The following is a 20,852-nucleotide window of genomic DNA, read 5'->3' as shown; positions in this document are numbered from 1 at the left end:
TAACATCCCGTAGCTTGTGACTTTGCTCGTATTGGTCCGTCTCGAAGGCGGAATACTTGGCTGGGGACGGCCTCGAACGGATAGCGTAGACCCATGACTTCCACCACCACCGCCGGGACTGTCCGGCCTCAACGCAACATTCCAGCTGAGATCGCCCGTTCCTGGCTGCTGGTCAACGCTATGAAACCCGAACTCTTCGACCCGTCGGCCGTTTCCCGCGCGGACGCCATCATCCTGGACATCGAGGATGCGGTGGACCCGTCCCAGAAGGATGCCGCCCGCGGCCACGTCGTGGACTGGCTGACTGCCGGCGGCAGTGCCTGGGTCCGGGTGAACGACGCTACCAGCCCGTTCTGGGCCGACGATCTGGCCGGTCTCCGGGGTACCCCGGGCCTACTCGGTGTGATGCTGGCTAAGACCGAGTCCGCGGACCAGGTCACCGAAAGCTTCCACCGGATGGACGGCAAGACGCCGGTCATCGCGCTCGTCGAGTCTGCCGTGGGCATCGAGGAAGCCAACAACATCGCCAAGGCCCAGGGCGCGTTCCGCCTCGCGTTTGGCTCCGGCGACTTCCGCCGCGACACGGGTATGGCGGCCACCCCTGAGGCGATGGCCTACCCGCGGGCCAAGCTGGTCGTGGCAAGCCGGGTCGGGAACCTGCCTGGCCCCATCGACGGCCCCACTGTCGGCACCAACCACCCGATCCTGCGCGAACAGACCGGGATCACGGTGATGATGGGCATGACTGGCAAGCTCTGTCTCGCCGTCGATCAGACCAACGTCATCAACGAGGTCATCAGCCCAACGCCGTCGGATGTCGCCTGGGCCACCGACTTCATGGCCGACTTCGAGGCCAGCGGCCGCGTCATCCGCGACGGTTCGGACCTCCCGCGCCTGGGCCGCGCCGAGAAGATCATGAAGCTCGCGGTAGCCTTTGGGGTGCAGCCGGCCGTCTAGGCAATCGCACCAAGCAGACCCCGTGACCAATCCCCGTTCTCTGGTCCGCGGGTCTTTTGGGATGCCGGGCCGGACGACCCGGCAGCATCGCAGGACCCCGACGGCGGGCGCCCGGCGATGCGCCTGCAGGACCCTGACGGCGGCTTCACCGAACTGCCGCTCGACGCCGGAAGAAGGTGGGGAACTAGGAGTTCCAACTGGTTGATTTAGCGTGGCGGCTCCGCGTCTCAGGCAAGGCCCCATTAGCCTTCTCGAGGGAGGGCATGCTCGGCATGGCCGAAATCGAGAAAGGAAGTCAGGTGGCTAATCGACCCAAATGGGCAGCTGGTGCCGGCAGTAACGCCTGGGCAATCATTTTGGGACTTGTGGCCGTCGTGCTTGCGGGTTTTTTGTTCTGGGTGACTTCCCACGACGAGTGGTTCGAGGGGGCATTGCCCCTTCAGACGACGCTAAATCAGATTGCAGGCCTCGTTATTGCGTCCGGGCTCCTGTCCGTAGGCTGGGAATTGGTAGGTCGGCGTCACTTCGCGGCTGAAATTTTGGCCAATGCCCAGTTGAGTGCGGAGGTCGTTGACGCAGGGCTCCTGCGATTAACGGATCAGTACTTGGACGATATTGAATGGTCTGAGCTGTTCGACGGCGTGTCGAAAATCGACATCGCGGTAGCATACGGGAGAACGTGGCGAAACACGCATTCCGCGCGATTGAGGGCTGTTGCTCGACGACCGGGGACTAGGATACGCGTCTTCCTGCCGGATCCGGACGACGACCTGACAATGCGCGTGCTTGCAAACCGATTTGATACGACAGTCGAGGCGCTGCAGGAGACAGTCCGCGAGTCTGTCCGAGCATTTAGCGACCTCAAACAGGAAGGCGGCGGCGACGTTGAGGTCTACGTAAGAGCGGGTGACGCAGTTTTCAGCTGTTACCGCTTCGACAACCGTGCTGTCATGACGATGTACTCACACGGAAGAAAACGTCGTACGTCCGTGCCAACATTTGTAGTAAGGAGCGGCAAGTTGTATCAGTTCGTCTACGACGAATTTGCCGCAATCGAAGATCAGAGCCGGCAGATGTTTCCGGTTCCGAGTTAGTGAGGTGACTGTTGTGATTGTCAGTGATACCGCAGTGGAGGTTCACAAGGCCGATCTGCCGCGTGATTTCTTCGAGCAGGCGAGGTCCGGTGCAGTCGTGGCGTGTGATATCGAGACCTCTGGTCTGAACTGGAGAACGGACAGAATCGGAACGTGTCAGGTTGCAGTACAGGATCGTGTCGTCGTCGTGGTGATGAGTCAAGGCGTCCACCCGCCGCTTCTCGCGGCTCTCCTCGAAGACGATGACGTGCGGAAGGTGTTTCACCATGCACCATTTGATCTACGCTTCATGACCTACCAATGGGGGATTACCGCCAGAAACGTGGCCTGCACGAAGATCGCTTCAAAAATCCTGTCTCCTGAACTGAGCGGAGGCGAGCATAGCCTCAAACCTGTGCTGCAGCGACACCTGAATGTCAAGATCAAGAAGGACCTTCAAGTCTCGGACTGGCTCGCTTCGACATTGACGGCCGCCCAACTCGATTATGCTGCCGTAGACGTGGCACACCTGATACGGCTCTACGGAAGTTTGGCCTCCAAGTGCCGCGATGCTGGATTACACGCCCAACTCGAGGATTCCTACTCGTATCTTCCTACGCGCGTGAGTCTGGACCTACGAGGATCTGGCGACGTATTCGCGTACTAGTGACTCCCGGGTAAGACAGGTCCTCGGTACTGCCCGAAGCCGCCGCGGGAGCCCGGTTCTGCGCCCGGCCCGGTAGACTGGCGCGGTGCTGAAAGAATTCTGGGAGTCCGCGCCAACCACGTACAAGGTGCTGGTTTTCAGTGCCATGGCTCTGCTTGGCGTGGGCATAGTCCTGAACCTGATCGGCAACAACACCGGCAACCAGTCCCTGGCGGTCTCCTCCCTTGCCGTGATCGGATTGGGCCTGATCCTGCATCTTGCCGGCCTTGTGGTCCGCGGCCAGGCGATCCGGAAAAACCTCAAACGATAGCGGCGGCATTCCGTTGGACGTGGCTGCGGGCGTGCGCCACGGCCTCGGGCAGCGACGTGAACAGGTGTTTGTGGTGGCGCAGCGAGCGGATGACCCCGACGTTGGTTACGAGCTCCAGGTGTTGGGGCTGGACGCCCTTCAAGAGGACTGTCACGCCGCGAAGTTCGAGCGCGGAGATGACCTCCACCAGCGTGTGAGCACCTGTAGCGTCGAGCATCCGTACCTGCGAAAGCCGGATGATGGCCACCTGAATGTCCTTGACTTGGCTGATTTCCTGCAGGACCCGTTCCGCGGCGCCGAAGAACATGGCCCCGTCCAGCCTGAAGATGGCGATGTGCTCGTCCCCGTCCTCTGGGGGTGCCGGAATCTGCTCGCGCTTCACCCCGCTGAGCGAGGCGAATTTCCGCAGTGTGAAGAGGGCGGCGGCGACCAGGCCGATCTCGATGGCCACAATGAGGTCGAAGGCCACTGTAATAACGGCTGTCAGGACGAACACAAAAGCGTCGGCGCGGGTGGAGCGCAGGATGGCGGTGACCGTGTGCCGTGACACCATCCGGCTGGCCGTCACCATCAGGATCCCGGCCAGGACCGCCAGCGGGATCTTCCCGACCAAAGCTGCCGCCGCATAGATGATGGCCAGGAGCACCAAGGCGTGCACGATCGCGGAGAGCCTCGTTTTGGCTCCCGAGCGGACGTTGACAGCGGTCCGGGCGATGGCGCCCGTGGCAGGCATGCCGCCGAAGAACGCGGCCGCAATAGAGGCGAGTCCCTGGCCCATCAGCTCTCGGTCCGGGCTGTATACCCCGGAGGGCCGGCCGTCGGGGCCCACCATGCCGGCGGCTACCCGGGCGGAGAGCAGGGATTCGATGGCGGCCAGCATCGCGATGGATACTGCGGGCATCAGCAACGAGCCCAGCGCGGCCGGGTTCAGCGCCGGGAGCGAGGGTGCGGGCAAGGAATGCGGCAGGGCGCCGATCCGCGGAATCTGCAGTTGCAGTACTTCAGCGGCGACGGTGGCCAGGAGTACAGCGATCAGGCTTGCGGGCAGCGCCTTGTTCAGTTTCGGCAGAAGAAGCATCACGGCGGCGACGCCGGCGACGACGGCCAGCGTCTGCAGGACGGTGGGCGCCGTGGCCCGTGAGGCGCTCTCGAAAGCAGCCAGCACGGTATTGTGCCCTGGTATTGCCTGCGTGCCCGTGGCGAGCGGCACCTGCTGAAGGAAAATAATGGCAGCGATGCCGAGCGTGAACCCCTCGACCACCGGCCACGGGATGAAGGCCACGGCCCGGCCCAGTCCGCTTAGGCCCAGGATCACCACCAGCAGTCCGGCCAGCAGGGAGACCAGGGCAATGCTGCCGGCGCCGTTGGCGGCAACAACCGGGGCCAGCACCACAACCATCGCGCCGGTGGGGCCGGAGACCTGGACGTGGGAGCCGCCCATGACCGCGGCCACCAGCCCGGCCACAACGGCGGTGATGAGTCCGGCCTCGGCGCCGACGCCCGAGCTCACTCCGAAGGCCAGGGCCAGCGGCAAGGCGACGATGCCCACGGTGATTCCCGCCAACAGATCCGTCTTCCAGGACGAACGCAGCCCCGCATAGTCCCGGCGGGACGGCAGGAACCTGCTGAGCTGATTCAGTGCGGCGCTCATGAAGTGGGACTCTTCAGATGCTCGCTGGGAAGTGTCTGCGCGAGTTTAAGCTGTTCGTTGGAACCGGCCAGGCTGTCGAGCAGGAACGCCCGGGCAATGGCCAGGAGCTCGGCGATCTTTGGATGGGCCAGCCGGTAGGTCACGGCGTTGGCGGTTCGGGTGGAAGTCACCACCCCATGCCTGCGCAGCGTAGCGAGGTGCTGGGACAGGTGGGATGCCTCAAGCCCCGTCTCGGCCAGCAGGTAGCTGACGGGAGCCGAGTTATCCGGTGCAGCCGAGAGCAGTTCGAGCACGCGGATCCGCGCCGGGTGGGCGAGGGCCTTGAACAGGTTCGCCTTGATCTCGTAGAGAGGGGTTTGCGCCGGCGAAATCATTACTGCCTGTGCTTTCTTGTCGGCGCGGATCCGGCGGGCGGACTTGGCGGAGGACATCAGTTGATGACTTGATGTTTTCATCATACCGTAATTGCTGTCTCTGTGCATCTGCATGTCTTCGACGCAGTCCACCCGTGGCCTGACGCTAGGCTGGAACCCATGACTATCAATCCGGATCTGCAGGGACGCAACTACCCTGCCCAAGAGGTGTACGACGTCGGCCGCGAGAAAATCCGCGAGTTCGCCCGCGCGGTCAAGGCCACCCACCCCGCCCACTTCGATGTGGATGCGGCCAAAGCCCTGGGCCACAGCGACCTGGTGGCGCCACCTACCTTCGCGATCATTGTCGCCCAACGGGCCGACGCCCAGCTGGTCGAAGACCCGGACTCCGGCATCGACTTCTCCCGGGTGGTCCACGCGGACCAGCGGTTCGTCCACCACCGGCCAATCCTTGCCGGGGACAGGCTCGTGGCAGAACTGCACGTCGACGGCGTTCGTGCCATGGGCGGGGGAGCCATGATCACTACGCGGTCGGAAATTTTCGCCCTTGCCCCGGTGGCCGGCGCCGCAACGGAGCGGGAAGCCGTGGCCACGGCCACCTCCTCCATCCTGGTCCGCGGAGAGGGACAGTAGACATGACACCGATACTCACAGAGCTCGCGGTCGGCCACAACATCGGCAGCCGCCACATCGAGATCTCCCGCACGGACCTGGTTAAGTACGCGGGCGCGTCCGGTGACTTCAACCCCATTCACTGGAACGAGGCCTTCGCTACGGGCGTGGGATTGCCTGGTGTCATTGCGCACGGGATGTTCACCATGGGCTCTGTCGTCCAGCTCGTCACCGACTGGGCCGGCGACCCCGCCGCCGTCGTGGATTTTCAGACCCGATTCACCAAGCCGGTCCCGGTGTCAGACACCACAGGGACGGCCGCGGCCGGCGCCGTGCTCGAAATCAGCGGTGCCATCGGGGCGATCGACGCCGACGCAGGCACCGCCCGGGTAGACCTCACCGTTATTTCGGCCGGCCAGAAAGTACTGATGAAGGCCCAAGCCGTCGTCAGGCTGGCGTAGGCGCATGACGACGCCGTGAACGTGCGCACAGTCCAGACTGCGGAGGTCACGCACTGGCGCAACGCCGTTGTTGTTGCGTATGCGGTCAGCGGCATCGCGTTCGCCACCTGGGTGTCCCGGCTGCCGGCCATCCGCGACGGACTGGACCTCACCCCGGGAAATGTGGGGCTCCTGCTGCTGTGCCTGACCCTGGGATCCTTTATCTCCGTCTCCGCGTCCGGGCTGATCGTGCTGCGGTTCGGGTCGAAGCAGACCATCCGGATTGGCAGCATCACGGTGGGATCCGGTCTGGTGCTCGCAGGCCTGGGAACCTCCGTCCTGGTCAATCCGCTCGTTGTCGCCGCGGGGCTGGCCGTCATCGGCCTCGGCACAGCGAGCTGGAACACGGCCTCCAACGTCGAGGGTGCTGCTGTCGAACGCGCCGTCCGCAGGCACATTATGCCCCGGCTGCATGGTGCCTTCAGTCTGGGTACCGTCGCCGGCGCCGGCACCGGTGCCTGGGCGGCGGGGGCCGGTGTGCCCGTGTTCTGGCACTTCGCCGGTGTGGGGCTGCTGGTGGCCGGCTCCGTGGCCACCGCCGCTTTATGGTTCCGCGCGGACAGTACCCCGATCGAACCCGGCCTGGGCTTCACGCCGGCCACACCGGATACCTTCGATGACCCCTCCACCGGGCCGATACCCCTCATCAGGCTTGAGGCGGACCGGCCGGAGGCTCCGCTGGACAACAAACGCCAGATCGCCCAGGCCTGGCGGGACCGGCGGACCCTTCTGCTGGGTGTGCTTGTGCTGGGGCTCGCTCTCGCGGAGGGCGCGGCCGGGGACTGGGTGGCCCTGGCGCTCGCCGATGGCCACGGCCAGTCCGACGCCGCGGGTGCCGCCGGCTACGGGCTTTTCGTTACGTTTATGACGGTGGGACGCTTTGCCGGCACAGTGGTCCTGGACCGCTTTGGCCGTGTCCCGGTGATGCGCTGGTGCGCGGCCCTGGCGGTGCTGGGCCTGGGTTTGTTCGTCTTCGCGCCGGCGCCGTGGGTGGCCTACGTGGCCTTGGCGGTCTGGGGACTGGGCGCCTCACTGGGCTTCCCGGTGGGCATGTCCGCCGCCGCCGACGATCCCCTCAAGGCAGCCGCCCGGGTTTCCGTGGTCTCCACGATCGGTTACGGCGCATTCCTCTGCGGGCCCCCGTTGCTGGGTTTGCTCGCGGAACACGTTGGCATCCTGCACTCCCTGCTGGCCGTGATGGTGATGCTGGCGGTCAGCTTCCTGCTCTCCCCGGTGGCCCGGAAGATCGACCAGCGACCTGCTTAGGGGACTCCGGCCATACCCGGCTAGGCTGGTCAGGTGACCCAGACATTGCTCTCTGCCCTTACCACGGCCGCCGTCGGTGGCCCCGCCGGCACCCTGATCGAGGCCCGCACCGAGGCCGAAATCATCGAGGCCGTCCGCTCAGTGGATGCTGCCGGTGAGCCATTGCTGATCCTCGGGGGCGGCTCCAACCTGCTCGTGTCCGACGACGGCTTCCCCGGCACCGTAGTGAAGATCGCCTCGGAAGGGTTCACGGTCAACGCGGAGGACTCCTGCGGCGGCGTCGCCGTCGTCGTCCAGGCCGGCCACAACTGGGATGCCCTCGTGGAACACGCCGTGCTGCACGCCTGGTCCGGGATCGAAGCGCTCGCCGGGATACCGGGCGCCACGGGCGCCACCCCGGTCCAGAACGTCGGTGCCTACGGCGCGGACGTTTCCCAGACCATCGCCGCCGTCCGGACCTGGGACCGGCAACGTCAGGCCGTGCAGACCTTCACCAACTCGGAGTTGAAGTTCGGCTACCGCGATTCGATCCTCAAACAAACCACTGTCAACGGCTCCCCGCGCTATGTGGTGCTCACGGTCGAGTTCCAACTGCCGCTGGGCCGGATGAGCGCCCCTATCCGCTACGCCGAGCTCGCCCGCGCACTGGGCGTTGAGGTGGGCCAGCGGGCCTATTCCAACGATGTCCGCCGTGAGGTGCGCCGGCTCAGGGCGGCCAAGGGCATGGTGTGGGACCCCGCGGACCGGGACACGTACTCCACCGGATCCTTCTTCACAAACCCGATCGTGCCGGCAGCCGTAGCCGCCGCGCTGCCGGGGGACGCGCCGCGCTACCCCGGTGCCGACGGGCTAACCAAGCTCTCGGCAGCCTGGCTGATCGACCGGTCCGGTTACGGCAAGGGCTTCGGGCTGGAGCCGGACAGCGTTTCCGGCGGCCGGGCTTCGCTGTCCACCAAACACACCCTGGCGATCACCAACAGGGGAACGGCAAGCACCGCGGACCTGCTCGCGATCGCCCGCGAAGTGCGCCGCGGCGTCGTCGAACGCTTTGGGATTGAACTGCATCCGGAACCGCTGCTGATCGGCGTGGAGCTCTAAAATCCTCGACCCAAGTGCTCCCGCGCGGATCGGGTCCGGCGCCGCCGATCAGTTCCGGCTGCGGCGCCCGACGACCCGGCTGAACAACATAAACGTGAAGCCTGAGGCGGCGGCACCCTGGAAGAAGACCTGGCAAAACGCCACGGACTGGTCGCTGGGACCGCTGCGGAGCAGGAAACCGGCGCAAGCGAAGACGACCGCCCCTGCCAGCAGGGCCAGCGAACCGAGCAGGAAGCTCTGCACGGTATCGGGGAATTCACCGGGGCCGCTGCCGTCACGGGAATCACTGCCGCCATGCGCCGGATAACGCGGCTGGAGAGAAGCTGCCGTCACGAAGCTGGCCACGGTTACCGCCATGGCGACCACCGATACCAGCTGCATGGTGCTCATCAGCGGCGAGAGCCGGGTCCCGCTGGCAATGGCAACGGTGAGTCCGGCGGTCATGCCGGCAGCGCTGGAAGCCCAGCCCAGCAGGGCCAGCCGCCGGCTCAGGGGCCGCAGCAGCGGCCACATCTCACTCAAGGTCATCCATCAAGGGTAGGGAATCCGGCTGGAAGGCGGCTGGGAACGTCCCGGCAGTCGTCCTAGCATGGGGTGTATGGGAGCACCGCGGCGTTACCGGCTGACCAGGGGGATCATGGGCCGGCTGCGACTGGCCTCGCAGGGGCTGGCCGGGGCCGGATTCAGCAGCGTTCCGGCGGCCGTGCGCTCGATGCCGGCGATGCAGGCGCAGGACATGCGCTCCGTCCTCTGGGCGATTGGCCAGCGGGTGCCGGGCTCCCTCGTGGGCGATGTCCGCAACGCCCTGGACCGGGGGGAGATCGTCCGCTCCTGGCCGATGCGCGGCACCTTGCACGTGCTGGCCCCCGAAGACCTGAAGTGGGTGTTGGCCATTACCTCCGATCGGCTGATCCGCGGCCTGGCCGGGCGGCACAGGGAGCTCCGCATCTCGGCTGCGGATGTCGACGCCGCAGCCGGAACCGCTCTCCAGCTGGTCTCCGGCGGTGCAGCCGCGAGCCGGAGCGAACTCTTTAACGCCTTTGAACTCGCTGGCCAGTCCACGGCCGGCCAGCGCGGCATTCACCTGCTCGGTGCCCTCTGCCAGCGGGCCGTGCTGGTGCAGGGACCGCTGGCCGGCAACCAGCAGCTGCTGGTGGCTTTTGACGACTGGATCACAGGGTCGCGGAGCCTGGACCGGGCCGAGGGCATCGCCGAGTGGCTGCTGCGGTACCTGCGCAGCCACGGGCCCGCCACCGGGCGTGACTTCTCCTGGTGGGCGGGCATCCCGCTCGCCGAGGTCCGGGCAGCACTGGCCGACGTCAAGGGCCAGCTGGTGGAGCTGGACTTCGAGGGGACCAGCTACTGGCTCTCCCCGGAGACTGCGGCACTGCTCGACGACGGTGTCCCCGGTGCGCGCACGGTGCTCGCGCTGCCGGGCTTTGATGAGTTCCTGCTCGGTTACACCGACCGGTCGCTGGTACTGCCGCCGGAGCACGCGAACAAGATTGTGCCGGGCGGCAACGGCGTGTTCAAGAAGACCATTGTGGCCGGCGGACGGATCGTCGGCACCTGGGGTGTGACCGGCAGTGGCAGGGCCCCGGCCGCCGTACCCGAGCCGTTCGACGATGTAAATGGGCTGCGGCCTGCGGCGCAAAAGTCCTTTGAGCTGCAGGCCGCGAAGTACCGCAGATTCCTCGGCACCTGAACCGGCGTGCGCCTAGAGGTTGCCGGTGGCGATGTTGAGCATACGCCGCAGCGGTTCGGCAGCGCCCCACAGCAGTTGGTCACCGACGGTGAACGCGCTGACGTACTGGGGGCCCATCTCCATCTTCCGGATCCGGCCCACCGGAATGTTCAGCGTCCCGGATGCCGCCACCGGGGTGAGGTCTGCCATCGAGGCCTCCTTGGTGTTGGGCACCACTGTGGCCCACTCGTTGTCAGCAGCGAGGAGATTCTCGATCTCCGCTACGGTGAGGTCCTCGCGGAGCTTCAGCGTCAAGGCCTGGGAGTGCGAGCGCATTGCGCCGATCCGGACGCACAGCCCGTCCATGATGATGTGCTCATCGCCGGAAGTACCAAGGATCTTGTTGGTCTCCACCCCGGCCTTCCACTCTTCCTTGGACTGGCCGTTGCCGAGGTCCGCGTCGATCCACGGGATCAGGGAGCCGGCCAGCGGTACCCCGAACTGGCTCGCGTCAATGTTGCTGCGCTGGTGCGCCAGGACCTTGCGGTCGATCTCCAGGATGGCCGACGCCGGGTCGTCCAGTTCCGTGCTGACCTCGGCGTTGAGTGTGCCGAACTGGCTCAGGAGCTCACGCATGTGCCGGGCGCCGCCGCCGGACGCCGCCTGGTAGGTCATCGAGGTGCCCCACTCGACGAGCCCGTTTTTGAACAGCCCGCCGAGGCCCATCAGCATGCAGGAGACCGTGCAGTTGCCGCCGATGTAGTCCTTCACGCCGCCGGAGAGGCCGGCGTCGATCACGTCTCGGTTGATCGGGTCCAGCACGATGATCGAGTCGTCGTTCATCCGCAGGGTGGAGGCGGCATCGATCCACAGGCCGTCCCAGCCGCGGTCACGCAGCGCACCGTGGACCTGTTTGGTGTAGTCGCCGCCCTGGGCTGTCACGATGATGGGCAGCTTCGCCAGGGTCTCGACGTCGAACGCATCCTCGAGGGTGCCGGCATCGCCCCCGGCGGGACCGGCCAAGGATGGGGCCGCCCCTCCCGCGTTCGAGGTGGAGAAGAAGACCGGGTTGATGGTGGCGAAGTCGCCCTCGTCCTGCATACGCTGCATCAGGACGGAGCCGACCATGCCACGCCAACCGACCAGTCCAACGGACGGGGTAGCTGCTGTAGTCATTAGCCCAGTTTAGGCTTTGCCGGCGCCGGGGCGCAGTCGGTTACGTCATCGCGTCCCGGTCCGGGATCACCCAAGGGGCCGGGGGAGGTTGCGGACCGTGCGCAATTTCTCCGCCCGGCGCTCCTTGGCGTAGCTCGTCCAGGCGACCAGCGGCACCAGCACTCCCACCGGGATGGTCCACCAGATGTCACCGAGAATCTCCCAAGTGCCGTCAATCGCAATCCGTGCCAGGCCGTAGGCGACACCGCCGGCGAAGAGCGAGGCCAGGACGGCGAGGAAGAGCAGGCCGCCGGAGGAGCTGACGGGTTTGACCAGCCCATGGCCGTCATCCTTGCGGACTCCGTACTCGTCCGGGGTGTAAGCGATCAGTTCGCCGTTCGCGCCCCGGCGGTGGATCCGGCCGTCTTCCCCGGTCCGGGCTCCCGTGTAGCCAGGTTCCGGTGGTACGTCCGAACTACGCCTGGCCACGGGACACCTCAATGGCCCGGAGCAGTCCGCCGTCGTCCAGGCCTTCGGTTTCCGCGACCTTGTCCTGGGCGAAGTCGGGGACTCCGGTCGTCCACGAACCTTCCTCGCGCCGGACCAGCAGGTGCTGCTCGGTATCGAGAGTCTTGAACACGAGATAGGCAGAGCCTCCGGCATTCTGCTCGATGTGCTGGCGCACCAGGCGGAGGGTCGCTTCGGCAGAGCTGATGCTGGTGTCCTGGGCGAAGACGAACCAGGTGCCCAGCAGCCGCGGCTGCAGCATGAGGGCCACTCCGGGGGCCTCGATCAGCACCACGTTGTCCATCGCGTCCCCGGTCAGCAGGGAAACTTCGGTCCAGCGGGTTGCCTGCCCCAGGGCCGTGGCCACCGCGGACGCGACGCCGTTGACTCCGAGGTCACCGTCATCATCAATGGTGGCCATGTCCCGCGCCATCAGGGACGATGCGCCTGCCGTGGACAGGGTGAGATCATCCACCATGTCTTGGGCGCGGAAAACGCTTACCGAACGGTCCCTCGCCGGCCCCTCGAAGACGTTGAGCAAATAGGCAAACTCGCCCACGCCGAAGCCGATGACGTCGATGCCGAGCCGTGGCTCCTGCTGTGTCTGATCCTGAACGCTCATGTGAGTCTCCTAATCCCCGAAGCCGAAGAACTTGGCCACGGACTTTCCGGCGTCTTTGACGTTATCCGCGGCATCGCTGACGAACTTGCCTGGATCCTGGACCGCGTTGACGATTCCTTCGCCGACGTTTTTGCCGACGCTGCTGATCGTGTCCCAGTTTTCGTAGATGGCTATTCCCACGCTGGCAACTTGGCAGACGGTCCCGGCGGGCGGCGGCAAAAAGCAGCCGACCCCGAGGAGTCCCTTGCCGGCGCTGGCCATCCCGCCCTTGACGTCGCCATCGGCGAAACTCCGCACCGAGTCGACGGCGCTGAAGCCGACGCCGGCCCAGCCGAGGCCCCTCGCGAGGCCGGACTTCCCCAGCCACTCCAGCTTGGTGCCGGCACCAAGCCACGGCTTCTCCGCGAAGACCTTTTCGAATTTGCCCAGCGGCCCGACATACTTGTCCAGGTTCCGCAGCGAGACGATGTCTGAGGCTTTGTCGACGGCGGCGAGGCCCCGATTTGTTGCTGCGGAGCTTTTCAGCAGCTTATCGAGGGCCGGGTTGCTGATCAGGCGGTGCGGGGCGAAGCCGGGACCGCCGATCCGGTGCTTGCCCTGCACAAAGGACTTGACGAAATCCGCGCGCTGGTTCTTCAGCACCCAGCCGAACTGGCCGGCATGCTTGGCGAGGGTCAGCGGTGCCTTGAGGTATTTCTGGATCTGCATCCCGGCCCTGATGCCGCCAATGCCGCCGGCGACTGCACCGCCGAGCAGCGGCCCGATGCCACCGCCGTTGCTGCTGCCGTGGCTGCCGCCGAGCGGACCGGGCCCGCCGCCGGCCCCGGCGGCGGTAACACTGGCTTTCTCCTGCTGGTCGGCGTGGGTCAACAGCCGCTTGGACTCTTCCTTGAGGGCCTGGGCGGTCCTTTGGATCAGGGCACGGTGGCTGCCGTTCCACTCGGAGGTGAAGCGGGCGCCGTCGGCTCCCTTCCAGGACGTGTTGCCGTTGATGGCCGACGTCAGCGTGCTCGACTGCCGGAGCAGCGTTTCGGACGTCTTGCCGAACTGTTGTGCAAGCGTGCGCAACTGGGCGACGTCGGCGCCCCACAAGTTTCCTGCCATAGCGGCTCCCCCTCTTCGTGCATCAGCCTAACCGGCTGCGACCGGGACCTGGTGTATTCCGGCGTGTGTATTCAACCGGCACCAATCTAACCGCAACACTCGTGCGCGGCGATGGGGTGTTCTCCCCATCAGGTCCCGGCCGGCGTCGGGGGCCCGGCCGCTAGTCGCCCTGTCGCTCCGTGAGCAGGTTCTGCTTGCGTCTGCGCAGGACAAAAAATGCCCCGAAGGCAAAGGCCTGGGTGACCACCACGAGCACGATCGCACCGGCAATCTTGTCCCCGCCCAGGATCATGGTCAGCCCCACGACAGCGGACAGCAGCGCGAGCAGCGGGAGCAGCATGTAGCCGAGGACAAAAAGGAGTTCGGGTTTCGTCAGCATCGCTTAGGCCTCCGTCCGGCGCCACACGTTGATGCGGTAGCGGGCGCCGTTTCCGGCGGTCTCCCAGCCGTCGGCCGGCAGGCTTCCGTCCAAGGTCCAGTCGTACCCAAGCTCGGGGGCGAAGGTGTCGCCCTCCGTGCTGGCGTCGATTGTGGTGATAACGGCGACATCGGCGAGGTCCATGGACTGGGCGTAGATGTTGCCGCCGCCGACAATCCAGACCATGTTGTTGCCCGGTGCGAACTGGGACTCAAGGAGTGCATCGTCCAGTGAGGCGACGGCGGTGGCGCCCGCCGCGGACGGAGTTTCGCCCCAGCCGCGCTGGCGGGTGATAACAATATTGGTCCGCCCGGGCAGCGGGCGGTACTTGTCCGGAAAGGATTCCCATGTCTTCCGGCCCATGATGACGGGGTGGCCTGTCGTGAGCCGGGTGAAGTGTGCCATGTCCTCGGGCAGGCGCCACGGCATTCCGCCGTCCTGGCCGATGACACCGGTACTGGTTTGGGCCCACACCACGCCGAGCCCGGTGAGGGCTGCCAGCCTGGTGGAAAAATCCGCGGGCTGCGCGGTCTGTATATTGTCGTCGCTCATACGGCTATCGGGGCCTTAATCGTCGGGTGGTGCCGGTATCCGACCACTTCGAAATCATCGAGGGTGTAGTCGAAGATGGACTCCGGCTTACGGGCGAACGCCAGCTGCGGGTAGTCATAGGGCGTGCGGGTGAGCTGCTTGAGAACCTGGTCCATGTGGTTGTCGTAAACGTGGACGTCGCCGCCGGTCCAGACAAATTCGCCCGGTTCCAGGCCAGTCTGCTGGGCGATCATGCAGGTGAGCAGGGCATACGAGGCGATGTTAAACGGCACACCCAAAAAGGTGTCCGCGGAACGCTGGTAGAGCTGGCAGGAGAGTTTGCCGTCGGCCACATAGAACTGGAAGAACGCGTGGCACGGCGGGAGAGCCATGTCTTTGAGCTCGGCGACGTTCCAGGCGGAGACGATGTGCCGGCGCGAGTCCGGGTCGGTTTTGAGGTTCGCGATTAGTTCGGCGATCTGGTCGATGTGGCCGCCGTCGGGAGTCGGCCAGGAGCGCCACTGGACGCCGTAGACCGGTCCGAGTTCGCCGTCGGCGTCGGCCCATTCGTTCCAGATGGTGACACCCTGGTCCTGCATCCACTTCACATTCGTGTCCCCGCGGAGGAACCACAGCAGCTCGACCGCGACGGACTTGAAGTGCACTCGTTTGGTGGTGACCAGGGGGAAGCTTTTGCTCAGATCGAAGCGCATCTGGCGGCCGAACACACTCAAGGTGCCGGTGCCGGTCCGGTCGGATTTGTGCGTGCCGTGTTCGATGACATCGCGCAGCAAGTCTTCATAGGGTGTTGGGATGCTCACGTTCCCAGTCTACTGAGAAGTCGCCGCAGGTCCTTATCCATCGTGCCGGCATTACCGGCGGCAGGTCACACGGCTTAGTCGTCGAAGGGCCTGAACCGCTCGACGGCGACCACTTTGTCCCCGCTGTGGTGCGCCACATGGCACACCACAATCTCGCCGGGGGCCAGGAACGGTTCCTCCTCCGGGAGCTGGGCGCGCAACCGGGAACCCATGTGCTTTCCGAGCTGGGCGAACACGGTAGGCAGCGCCGGGCGGTGGGTGCACAGCGCCACGGCCCGCTGTTTGTCAAAGAGGTCTTCGACGGCGGCGGCAGTCTTGTGCGGATGGCGGCCGTGACGGTGTTCCGTAAGGGCTTCATTAAGCTTTACTTTCGCATCCGAAGCCTTGGCGTACGGGGCGATGGTGGCCACACACCTCAACCACGGACTTGAAACTATCCGCAGTGGTTTCCATGCCTGCAGGAGCCGGCCCACCGCCTGCGCCTGCCGCATCCCGGTGGCGGCCAGCGGCCTGTCCCCTTCGGCTTTGGACCATGAGGAGCGCGGTTTGGCCTTGGCGTGGCGCACCACCAGCAGCGGCCAGGTCTTCAGCTCACCCCGGGAATGGGCGCCCGCCAGGTGCTCAAGCGGGGCGATGTCGCTCGGGTTGCTCAGCAGCGTCGCTGCCTTCTCCGGCGAGCACCACATCACGCTGTCCACTTCCTTGCCGTCCGGCCGGAGCGGGGCGCCGTCGACGTCGACGGCCCAATAATGGACCACCTTCAGCCCGGCGGGGACGTGATAGTGGATGGCGGGCAAGGGGATGCCCAGCGGCGCCGTCAGCCCGATTTCCTCCTCGACCTCCCGGGCTGCACATTCGGGTACGGTCTCGCCCGGGTCGATCTTGCCTTTGGGCCAGGACCAGTCGTCATAGCGCGGGCGGTGGATCAGCAGGACCTGAAGCTGGCCTTTGTCACCCGGGGTGACGCGCCAGGGCAGGGCGCCCGCCGCCACCACGGCAATTGCTTCGCCGGGATGGTCGCTCTGGTCGGCAACCGGTGCATCGCTACTCAATGCCAGAGCCCCTACCGCAGCCCGGAGGTGCGCTGCCGCGAGCGGGAATTGAGCAGCCAGGACTGAATGTCGCCGAGGTCCTGACCGTCTTCGGCGAGATGGTGGCGGGTCCACTCCGCCTGGTTGTTGAGGTGCCAGCTGGCGGTGCCAGGATCCATGTAGCGGCGCAGCAGATCCATCACGTATGTTGTGTCGTCCCCGCTGGTTAGCTGAACCAGGGCCTCGACGCGGCGGTCAAGGTTCCGGTGCATCATGTCCGCTGAACCGATGTAGACCACCGGATCCCCGCCGTTTGCGAAGGCGAAAACGCGGGAGTGCTCCAGGAAGCGGCCCAGCACGGACCGGACAGTGATGTTCTCGCTCAGCCCGGGCACCCCCGGCCGCAGCGAGCAGATGCCGCGGACGATGATGTCCACCGGGACCCCGGCCTGGGACGCCCGGTAGAGGGAATCAATGATTGCTTCGTCCACGATCGAGTTGACCTTGATCTGGACCCGGGCGGCGAGGCCCGCGCGGGCGTTGCGGATCTCTGTTTCGATCCGGTCGATGAGTCCTGAACGGACCGAGCGCGGTGCCACCAGAAGCCGCTTGAACGTCGATTTCGGAGCGTAGCCGGAGAGCTGGTTGAAGAGCTTGGAGAGGTCCTCGCCTACCTGCTCATTGGCGGTGAGGAGACCGAGGTCCTCGTAGTAGCGGGCCGTGCGGGGATGGTAATTGCCGGTGCCGATGTGGCAATACCGGCGGAGTCCGTCCACTTCCTGGCGCACCACGAGTGACAGCTTGCAGTGCGTCTTGAGCCCCACGATGCCGTAAACCACGTGGACACCGGCCTGCTCGAGCTTCCGGGCCCACGAGATGTTGGCCTGCTCGTCGAAGCGGGCCTTGATCTCGACCAGGGCCAGCACCTGCTTGCCTGCCTCGGCGGCATCGATCAGGGCGTCAACGATCGGGGAGTCGCCCGAGGTGCGGTAGAGGGTCTGTTTGATGGCCTGGACCTTGGGGTCCGACGCCGCCTGTTCCAGGAACGCCTGCACCGAGGTGGAGAACGAGTCGTAGGGGTGGTGCAGCAGGATGTCACGGCGCCGCATGGCCGCAAAGACATTCGCCGCCTTGGACGTTTCCGATTCGTTAAGGTACCGGGAGGTGTGCGGGACATGCTTGGGATAGTGCAGGTCAGCCCGATCTATTCCGGCGATGACCGAGAGGCCCCGGAGATCCAAGGGGGCCGGAACCGAATAGACCTCGGATTCCTCGACGCCCAGTTCGCGGATCAGCAACGCACGGATGTTCGGGTTGATGTCGGTGGTGACTTCGAGCCGGACCGGCGGGCCGAAGCGGCGGCGCAGCAGTTCTTTCTCGAGGGCCTGCAGCAGGTTTTCGGCGTCGTCCTCTTCGACCTCGACGTCTTCGTTTCGGGTGACGCGGAAGGTGTGGTGTTCGAGCACCTCCATGCCGGCAAAGAGCTGGTCCAGATGGACGGCGATGACTTCCTCGAGAGCGATGAAGCGTGCCACCCGGCCCGGCACCGAGCCGGCGCGCGGTCCGTCAATCGAGATCAGCCGGGGGAGCTGGTCCGGGACCTTGAGGCGGGCGAAGAGCTCCTTGTCGCTGACCGGGTTGCGGACCACGACGGCGAGGTTCAGGGAAAGTCCGGAAATGTAGGGGAAGGGGTGGGCCGGGTCCACGGCCAGCGGGGTCAGGATCGGGAAGACCTTCTCCGCGAACATGGCGCTGAGCTGGTCCTTGGCCTGGGAGTCGAGCTCATCCCAGTGCATCAGGTGGATGTGCTCGTAGGCCAGGGCCGGGCGGATCTGCTCGGCATAGACATTGGCGTGGCGCTGCTGCAGCCTGTGGGCCTCGTCGCCGATCTGCTCGAGGACCTGCATTGGGCTGAGGCCGGCGGGAGACGGGACGGCGAGCCCGGTGGCGATCCTGCGCTTCAGCCCGGCGACGCGGACCATAAAGAACTCATCCAGGTTGGACGCGAAGATGGAGAGGAAGCTGACGCGTTCCAGCAGGTGGAGGTTGGGGTCTTCGGCGAGTTCCAGGACGCGGGCGTTGAAAGAGAGCCAGCTCAGCTCGCGGTCCAGGAAGCGGTCGGGGCTGAAATCACCCTCCGGCTCCAGATTTGGCGCAAATTCAGGAATGTCGATCCGGTCTTGGGTGGCACGTGAGGCAGGCACTTCGGAGGAACCGAACCGGGCACGCGCCGGCCGCACTTTTTTCTCCGACGTGGCGCCCTCGGACGTGGCCGTCCGGGCAGATTCCCGTTGCATGGTCTCTCCTATTGCTGGCGCGATTTGCTTCAACCTTACAAGCATTCACCGCGCGGTCAGCTTTCGAGGAGCCCAGATTTCCACGGGGTGAACGCGTGATGTCCGCCGATTGGATTACCGCCCTTGAAGCGGCGCGTACATCACGTCGACGTCCCAGCGGGTGAAGCCCAGGCGCCGGTACAAGGAGACGGCAGGAACGTTGTCCGCGTCGACGTAGAGCATCACTGCGTGCAGGCCCTGACGCTGCAGATATCCGATGCCGGCGACTGTCAGTGCCTTGCCAAGCCCGGTGCCCTGCGCACCGGGTGCCACGCCCACCACGTAGACCTCGCCGATAGCGGGGTGGTCGCCGTGCCGCGGGTGCACCTTGGTCCAGTGGAAGCCGAGAATCCGGTCCGAGGAATCGACGGCCAGCAGGAAACCGGCCGGATCGAACCACTGTTCTGCCATCCTCGCGTCGAGATCTGCCCGCGTCATGTTTCCCTGCTCAGGATGGTGCGCGAAAGCGGCCCGGTTCGCGGCGAGCCAGCGGTCCTCATCCCGCGCCGGGACGAAGGCACGAAGGCTTACACCGTCCGGTAGGGGAATCGCGGGCAGTTCCGCGGCCGTGCTGGTGAGGCGCATCTTCCACAGTTCCCGGACCGGTCCGTAACCGTAGCGTGCGGCGAGGTCGGCAGCGGCTTCGTGGTTGCCATGGGACCAGGCCTTCAGGCCAGCAAAGCCGCGGGTGCTCCGGAGTTCGCCGACCAGCCGGTCCGCCACGCCTTGGTTGCGGTAGCTGGGGTGGACGGCGATTTCCAGCACACCGGTGCCGTCCGGTTCCTCGATGACGACGGCGATCCCGGCGAGATCCTGTGCCGTCGCCGGGTCGGACCCGTCATCGGGGCTGTACAGGGCGAGTGTCCGGGCCGTTGTGGTGCCGACGCTCCCACCGGTGTCCGCGGCACGCAGCGTCACGAGGGTCTGTTCGGACAGCGGCGGATTGCCGTCGGATTCCTCCGCGGCGGCCGCGAGTGCCGTGACGTCCTTCAGGAGCTGCGGATCCGCAGCTCCTTTGGCGGCGAGGACGGGCCAGGTTTCAGGATGCGCAGGACTCATGGTGCAAGGCTATACGGTGGCGCCGGGCAGGGCGGATTTTGTCGATCCGGGAACTTCTACGTATAGTCGTTAAGTCATCCGGTGCCTGGTCGGGAAGTATTCCCGGTTCGGTCAGCGCAGATGCGAGGGGGATCCACCACTGGGGTGGCCTCGATACGTTCGACCCGTATGTCCTCCACTGGTTAGCAGAAAGCCCCGGACTGATGTCCGGGGCTTTCTGCGTCTGCGCTGGTGCGTCCTTGGGCTGCCGCAGGCGCTGGCTGTCGGCGCTGCCGGGTCAGGCCCCGGTGAGTTCTTCCTCCGGGTGCCGGACCAGGGTCAGGCGGTAGCCGACGTTGCGGACCGTGCTGATCAGGTTCTCGTGGTCGGCGCCGAGCTTCGCCCGCAGCCGCCGGACGTGGACGTCCACGGTGCGGGTACCGCCGTAGTAGTCGTAGCCCCAGACCTCGGTCAGCAGTTGCTGGCGGGTGAAGACCCGGCCGGGGTGCTGGGCCAGGTATTTGAGCAGTTCAAATTCCTTGAATGTCAGGTTCAGCGGAGCGCCGTTGACGCGGGCCGTGTAGCTGGCCTCATCGATCACGACGCCGGCGGCCCGGATTTCGGCGGGGGCATCGTCCTTGTCAGGGACGGCCCGGGCGATGCCGAGGCGGATGCGGGCTTCGACTTCTGCGGGCCCGGCCGACTCGAGAACGATGTCATCGACGGCCCAGGCAGAGGAGACGGCGGCCATGCCGCCCTCGGTCAGTATCAACATCAGCGGGGCGCTCAGGCCGGTGGCCTTGAGCAGTTGGGTCAGGGAGCGCGCGCCGACGAGATCTTTGCGGGCGTCGAGGAGGACGATGTCGCAAGGGTCCGTCTCCAGGAGGGCTGTCGGCTCGGCGGGGAGAATGTGGACCCGGTGGTTCAGTAATTCCAGCGCAGGCAGGACGTCCACCGATGAGCCGGTGCTGTTCGTCAGTAGCAGGATGTGCGACATGTTTCCTCCAAGGGGTGTCCGCGCATCGTTGGGCGTCTGTAGCTGAGTTCGAGTATACCCAAACGCACCTTTCCGGACATGCTTTCGTCACCTTCGTCCG

At 65.7% G+C, this 20,852-nt stretch carries 23 protein-coding genes; 9 read left to right on the top strand and 14 right to left on the bottom strand.

What is annotated here, in order from left to right:
* Positions 1-93: 93 nt before the first annotated feature.
* From ABIB49_RS06375 to ABIB49_RS06360, 4 genes are all read left to right on the top strand, one after another.
* On the top strand, positions 94-957 hold the full coding sequence (locus ABIB49_RS06375) for an HpcH/HpaI aldolase/citrate lyase family protein (RefSeq protein WP_226774803.1): 864 nt from the start codon (positions 94-96) through the stop codon (positions 955-957).
* A gap of 272 nt (positions 958-1,229) precedes the next feature.
* Positions 1,230-2,051 (top strand): hypothetical protein, encoded by an 822-nt coding sequence (locus ABIB49_RS06370; protein WP_354156819.1) that lies wholly within the window; start codon positions 1,230-1,232, stop codon positions 2,049-2,051.
* 4 nt (positions 2,052-2,055) lie between these two features.
* Entirely contained in the window at positions 2,056-2,697 is a 642-nt protein-coding gene (locus ABIB49_RS06365; RefSeq protein WP_354156818.1) for a ribonuclease D, read from the top strand.
* Between the two features lie 85 nt (positions 2,698-2,782).
* Positions 2,783-3,007: a DUF3188 domain-containing protein gene (locus tag ABIB49_RS06360; protein ID WP_354156817.1), complete on the top strand. Its 225-nt coding sequence runs from the start codon at positions 2,783-2,785 to the stop codon at positions 3,005-3,007.
* Here ABIB49_RS06360 and ABIB49_RS06355 read toward each other — a convergent pair.
* Together ABIB49_RS06355 and ABIB49_RS06350 are read right to left on the bottom strand one after the other, a co-directional pair.
* A complete protein-coding gene (locus ABIB49_RS06355; protein ID WP_354156816.1) occupies positions 2,997-4,658 on the bottom strand; it encodes a SulP family inorganic anion transporter in 1,662 nt (553 codons plus the stop codon). The two genes, ABIB49_RS06360 and ABIB49_RS06355, sit on opposite strands and share 11 nt — an antisense overlap.
* Positions 4,655-5,032, bottom strand: a complete 378-nt coding sequence (locus ABIB49_RS06350; RefSeq protein ID WP_226774813.1) for an ArsR/SmtB family transcription factor — start codon at positions 5,030-5,032, stop codon at positions 4,655-4,657. Before ABIB49_RS06350 ends, ABIB49_RS06355 begins: the two co-directional genes overlap by 4 nt.
* A gap of 159 nt (positions 5,033-5,191) precedes the next feature.
* Here ABIB49_RS06350 and ABIB49_RS06345 point away from each other — a divergent pair, with 159 nt between their 5' ends.
* From ABIB49_RS06345 to ABIB49_RS06330, 4 genes are read left to right on the top strand one after another with little or no spacing between them, the layout of a single operon-like run.
* Positions 5,192-5,665 carry an FAS1-like dehydratase domain-containing protein gene (locus ABIB49_RS06345; RefSeq protein ID WP_226774800.1) on the top strand — a complete coding sequence of 158 codons (474 nt, stop codon included), beginning with the start codon at positions 5,192-5,194 and terminating at the stop codon, positions 5,663-5,665.
* 2 nt (positions 5,666-5,667) lie between these two features.
* Positions 5,668-6,105, top strand: a complete 438-nt coding sequence (locus tag ABIB49_RS06340; protein WP_226774799.1) for a MaoC family dehydratase — start codon at positions 5,668-5,670, stop codon at positions 6,103-6,105.
* A gap of 15 nt (positions 6,106-6,120) precedes the next feature.
* Positions 6,121-7,410: an MFS transporter gene (locus ABIB49_RS06335; RefSeq protein ID WP_226774798.1), complete on the top strand. Its 1,290-nt coding sequence runs from the start codon at positions 6,121-6,123 to the stop codon at positions 7,408-7,410.
* Between the two features lie 33 nt (positions 7,411-7,443).
* Positions 7,444-8,508: a UDP-N-acetylmuramate dehydrogenase gene (locus tag ABIB49_RS06330; RefSeq protein ID WP_226774797.1), complete on the top strand. Its 1,065-nt coding sequence runs from the start codon at positions 7,444-7,446 to the stop codon at positions 8,506-8,508.
* Positions 8,509-8,556: 48 nt separating this feature from the next.
* Here ABIB49_RS06330 and ABIB49_RS06325 read toward each other — a convergent pair whose 3' ends face one another.
* Entirely contained in the window at positions 8,557-9,036 is a 480-nt protein-coding gene (locus ABIB49_RS06325; protein WP_226774796.1) for a hypothetical protein, read from the bottom strand.
* Positions 9,037-9,106: 70 nt separating this feature from the next.
* On the opposite strand from ABIB49_RS06325, the gene ABIB49_RS06320 reads away from it, so the two are divergent.
* A complete protein-coding gene (locus ABIB49_RS06320; protein ID WP_226774795.1) occupies positions 9,107-10,213 on the top strand; it encodes a winged helix DNA-binding domain-containing protein in 1,107 nt (368 codons plus the stop codon).
* A 12-nt stretch (positions 10,214-10,225) separates the two neighbouring features.
* Here ABIB49_RS06320 and asd read toward each other — a convergent pair whose 3' ends face one another.
* From asd to ABIB49_RS06265, 11 genes are all read right to left on the bottom strand, one after another.
* Positions 10,226-11,368, bottom strand: a complete 1,143-nt coding sequence (asd, locus tag ABIB49_RS06315; RefSeq protein ID WP_226774794.1) for an aspartate-semialdehyde dehydrogenase — start codon at positions 11,366-11,368, stop codon at positions 10,226-10,228.
* 66 nt (positions 11,369-11,434) lie between these two features.
* Positions 11,435-11,836, bottom strand: a complete 402-nt coding sequence (locus tag ABIB49_RS06310; RefSeq protein WP_226774793.1) for a hypothetical protein — start codon at positions 11,834-11,836, stop codon at positions 11,435-11,437.
* Entirely contained in the window at positions 11,823-12,476 is a 654-nt protein-coding gene (locus ABIB49_RS06305) for a hypothetical protein (RefSeq protein ID WP_226774792.1), read from the bottom strand. Before ABIB49_RS06305 ends, ABIB49_RS06310 begins: the two co-directional genes overlap by 14 nt.
* Before the next feature lie 9 nt (positions 12,477-12,485).
* Positions 12,486-13,580, bottom strand: coding sequence for a WXG100 family type VII secretion target (locus tag ABIB49_RS06300; protein ID WP_226774791.1), 1,095 nt, complete (start codon positions 13,578-13,580; stop codon positions 12,486-12,488).
* 160 nt (positions 13,581-13,740) lie between these two features.
* On the bottom strand, positions 13,741-13,959 hold the full coding sequence (locus ABIB49_RS06295; protein WP_226774790.1) for an NF038396 family protein: 219 nt from the start codon (positions 13,957-13,959) through the stop codon (positions 13,741-13,743).
* 3 nt (positions 13,960-13,962) lie between these two features.
* Positions 13,963-14,550, bottom strand: a complete 588-nt coding sequence (locus tag ABIB49_RS06290) for a dihydrofolate reductase (RefSeq protein WP_226774789.1) — start codon at positions 14,548-14,550, stop codon at positions 13,963-13,965.
* Positions 14,547-15,350 carry a thymidylate synthase gene (locus ABIB49_RS06285; protein WP_226774788.1) on the bottom strand — a complete coding sequence of 268 codons (804 nt, stop codon included), beginning with the start codon at positions 15,348-15,350 and terminating at the stop codon, positions 14,547-14,549. The genes ABIB49_RS06290 and ABIB49_RS06285 overlap by 4 nt, the downstream gene beginning before the upstream one ends.
* Positions 15,351-15,424: 74 nt before the next feature.
* Positions 15,425-16,402: an NUDIX hydrolase gene (locus ABIB49_RS06280; protein ID WP_226774787.1), complete on the bottom strand. Its 978-nt coding sequence runs from the start codon at positions 16,400-16,402 to the stop codon at positions 15,425-15,427.
* A gap of 11 nt (positions 16,403-16,413) precedes the next feature.
* Positions 16,414-18,678 (bottom strand): RNA degradosome polyphosphate kinase, encoded by a 2,265-nt coding sequence (locus ABIB49_RS06275; protein WP_226774786.1) that lies wholly within the window; start codon positions 18,676-18,678, stop codon positions 16,414-16,416.
* 114 nt (positions 18,679-18,792) lie between these two features.
* Positions 18,793-19,776, bottom strand: coding sequence for a mycothiol synthase (gene mshD, locus ABIB49_RS06270; protein ID WP_226774785.1), 984 nt, complete (start codon positions 19,774-19,776; stop codon positions 18,793-18,795).
* A 277-nt stretch (positions 19,777-20,053) separates the two neighbouring features.
* A complete protein-coding gene (locus tag ABIB49_RS06265; RefSeq protein ID WP_282359766.1) occupies positions 20,054-20,752 on the bottom strand; it encodes a winged helix-turn-helix transcriptional regulator in 699 nt (232 codons plus the stop codon).
* Between the last annotated feature and the right edge of the window lie 100 nt (positions 20,753-20,852).

The organism is Arthrobacter sp. UYCu512 (assembly GCF_040547075.1).
Classification (GTDB): Bacteria; Actinomycetota; Actinomycetes; order Actinomycetales; family Micrococcaceae; genus Arthrobacter.
Note: the sequence above shows the minus strand (reverse complement) of the source record. Positions and strands in the feature narration are given on the sequence as shown.

What these genes read in the sequence shown, in the direction of transcription:
- ABIB49_RS06375 (WP_226774803.1), top strand. Translation starts at nt 94, where the DNA reads ATGACTTCCACCACCACCGCCGGGACTGTCCGGCCTCAACGCAACATT.
- ABIB49_RS06370 (WP_354156819.1), top strand. Translation starts at nt 1,230, where the DNA reads ATGGCCGAAATCGAGAAAGGAAGTCAGGTGGCTAATCGACCCAAATGG.
- ABIB49_RS06355 (WP_354156816.1), bottom strand. Translation starts at nt 4,658, where the DNA reads ATGAGCGCCGCACTGAATCAGCTCAGCAGGTTCCTGCCGTCCCGCCGG.
- ABIB49_RS06350 (WP_226774813.1), bottom strand. Translation starts at nt 5,032, where the DNA reads ATGATTTCGCCGGCGCAAACCCCTCTCTACGAGATCAAGGCGAACCTG.
- ABIB49_RS06345 (WP_226774800.1), top strand. Translation starts at nt 5,192, where the DNA reads ATGACTATCAATCCGGATCTGCAGGGACGCAACTACCCTGCCCAAGAG.
- ABIB49_RS06340 (WP_226774799.1), top strand. Translation starts at nt 5,668, where the DNA reads ATGACACCGATACTCACAGAGCTCGCGGTCGGCCACAACATCGGCAGC.
- ABIB49_RS06325 (WP_226774796.1), bottom strand. Translation starts at nt 9,036, where the DNA reads ATGACCTTGAGTGAGATGTGGCCGCTGCTGCGGCCCCTGAGCCGGCGG.
- ABIB49_RS06320 (WP_226774795.1), top strand. Translation starts at nt 9,107, where the DNA reads ATGGGAGCACCGCGGCGTTACCGGCTGACCAGGGGGATCATGGGCCGG.
- asd (WP_226774794.1), bottom strand. Translation starts at nt 11,368, where the DNA reads ATGACTACAGCAGCTACCCCGTCCGTTGGACTGGTCGGTTGGCGTGGC.
- ABIB49_RS06305 (WP_226774792.1), bottom strand. Translation starts at nt 12,476, where the DNA reads ATGAGCGTTCAGGATCAGACACAGCAGGAGCCACGGCTCGGCATCGAC.
- ABIB49_RS06300 (WP_226774791.1), bottom strand. Translation starts at nt 13,580, where the DNA reads ATGGCAGGAAACTTGTGGGGCGCCGACGTCGCCCAGTTGCGCACGCTT.
- ABIB49_RS06295 (WP_226774790.1), bottom strand. Translation starts at nt 13,959, where the DNA reads ATGCTGACGAAACCCGAACTCCTTTTTGTCCTCGGCTACATGCTGCTC.
- ABIB49_RS06290 (WP_226774789.1), bottom strand. Translation starts at nt 14,550, where the DNA reads ATGAGCGACGACAATATACAGACCGCGCAGCCCGCGGATTTTTCCACC.
- ABIB49_RS06275 (WP_226774786.1), bottom strand. Translation starts at nt 18,678, where the DNA reads ATGCAACGGGAATCTGCCCGGACGGCCACGTCCGAGGGCGCCACGTCG.
- mshD (WP_226774785.1), bottom strand. Translation starts at nt 19,776, where the DNA reads ATGAGTCCTGCGCATCCTGAAACCTGGCCCGTCCTCGCCGCCAAAGGA.
- ABIB49_RS06265 (WP_282359766.1), bottom strand. Translation starts at nt 20,752, where the DNA reads ATGTCGCACATCCTGCTACTGACGAACAGCACCGGCTCATCGGTGGAC.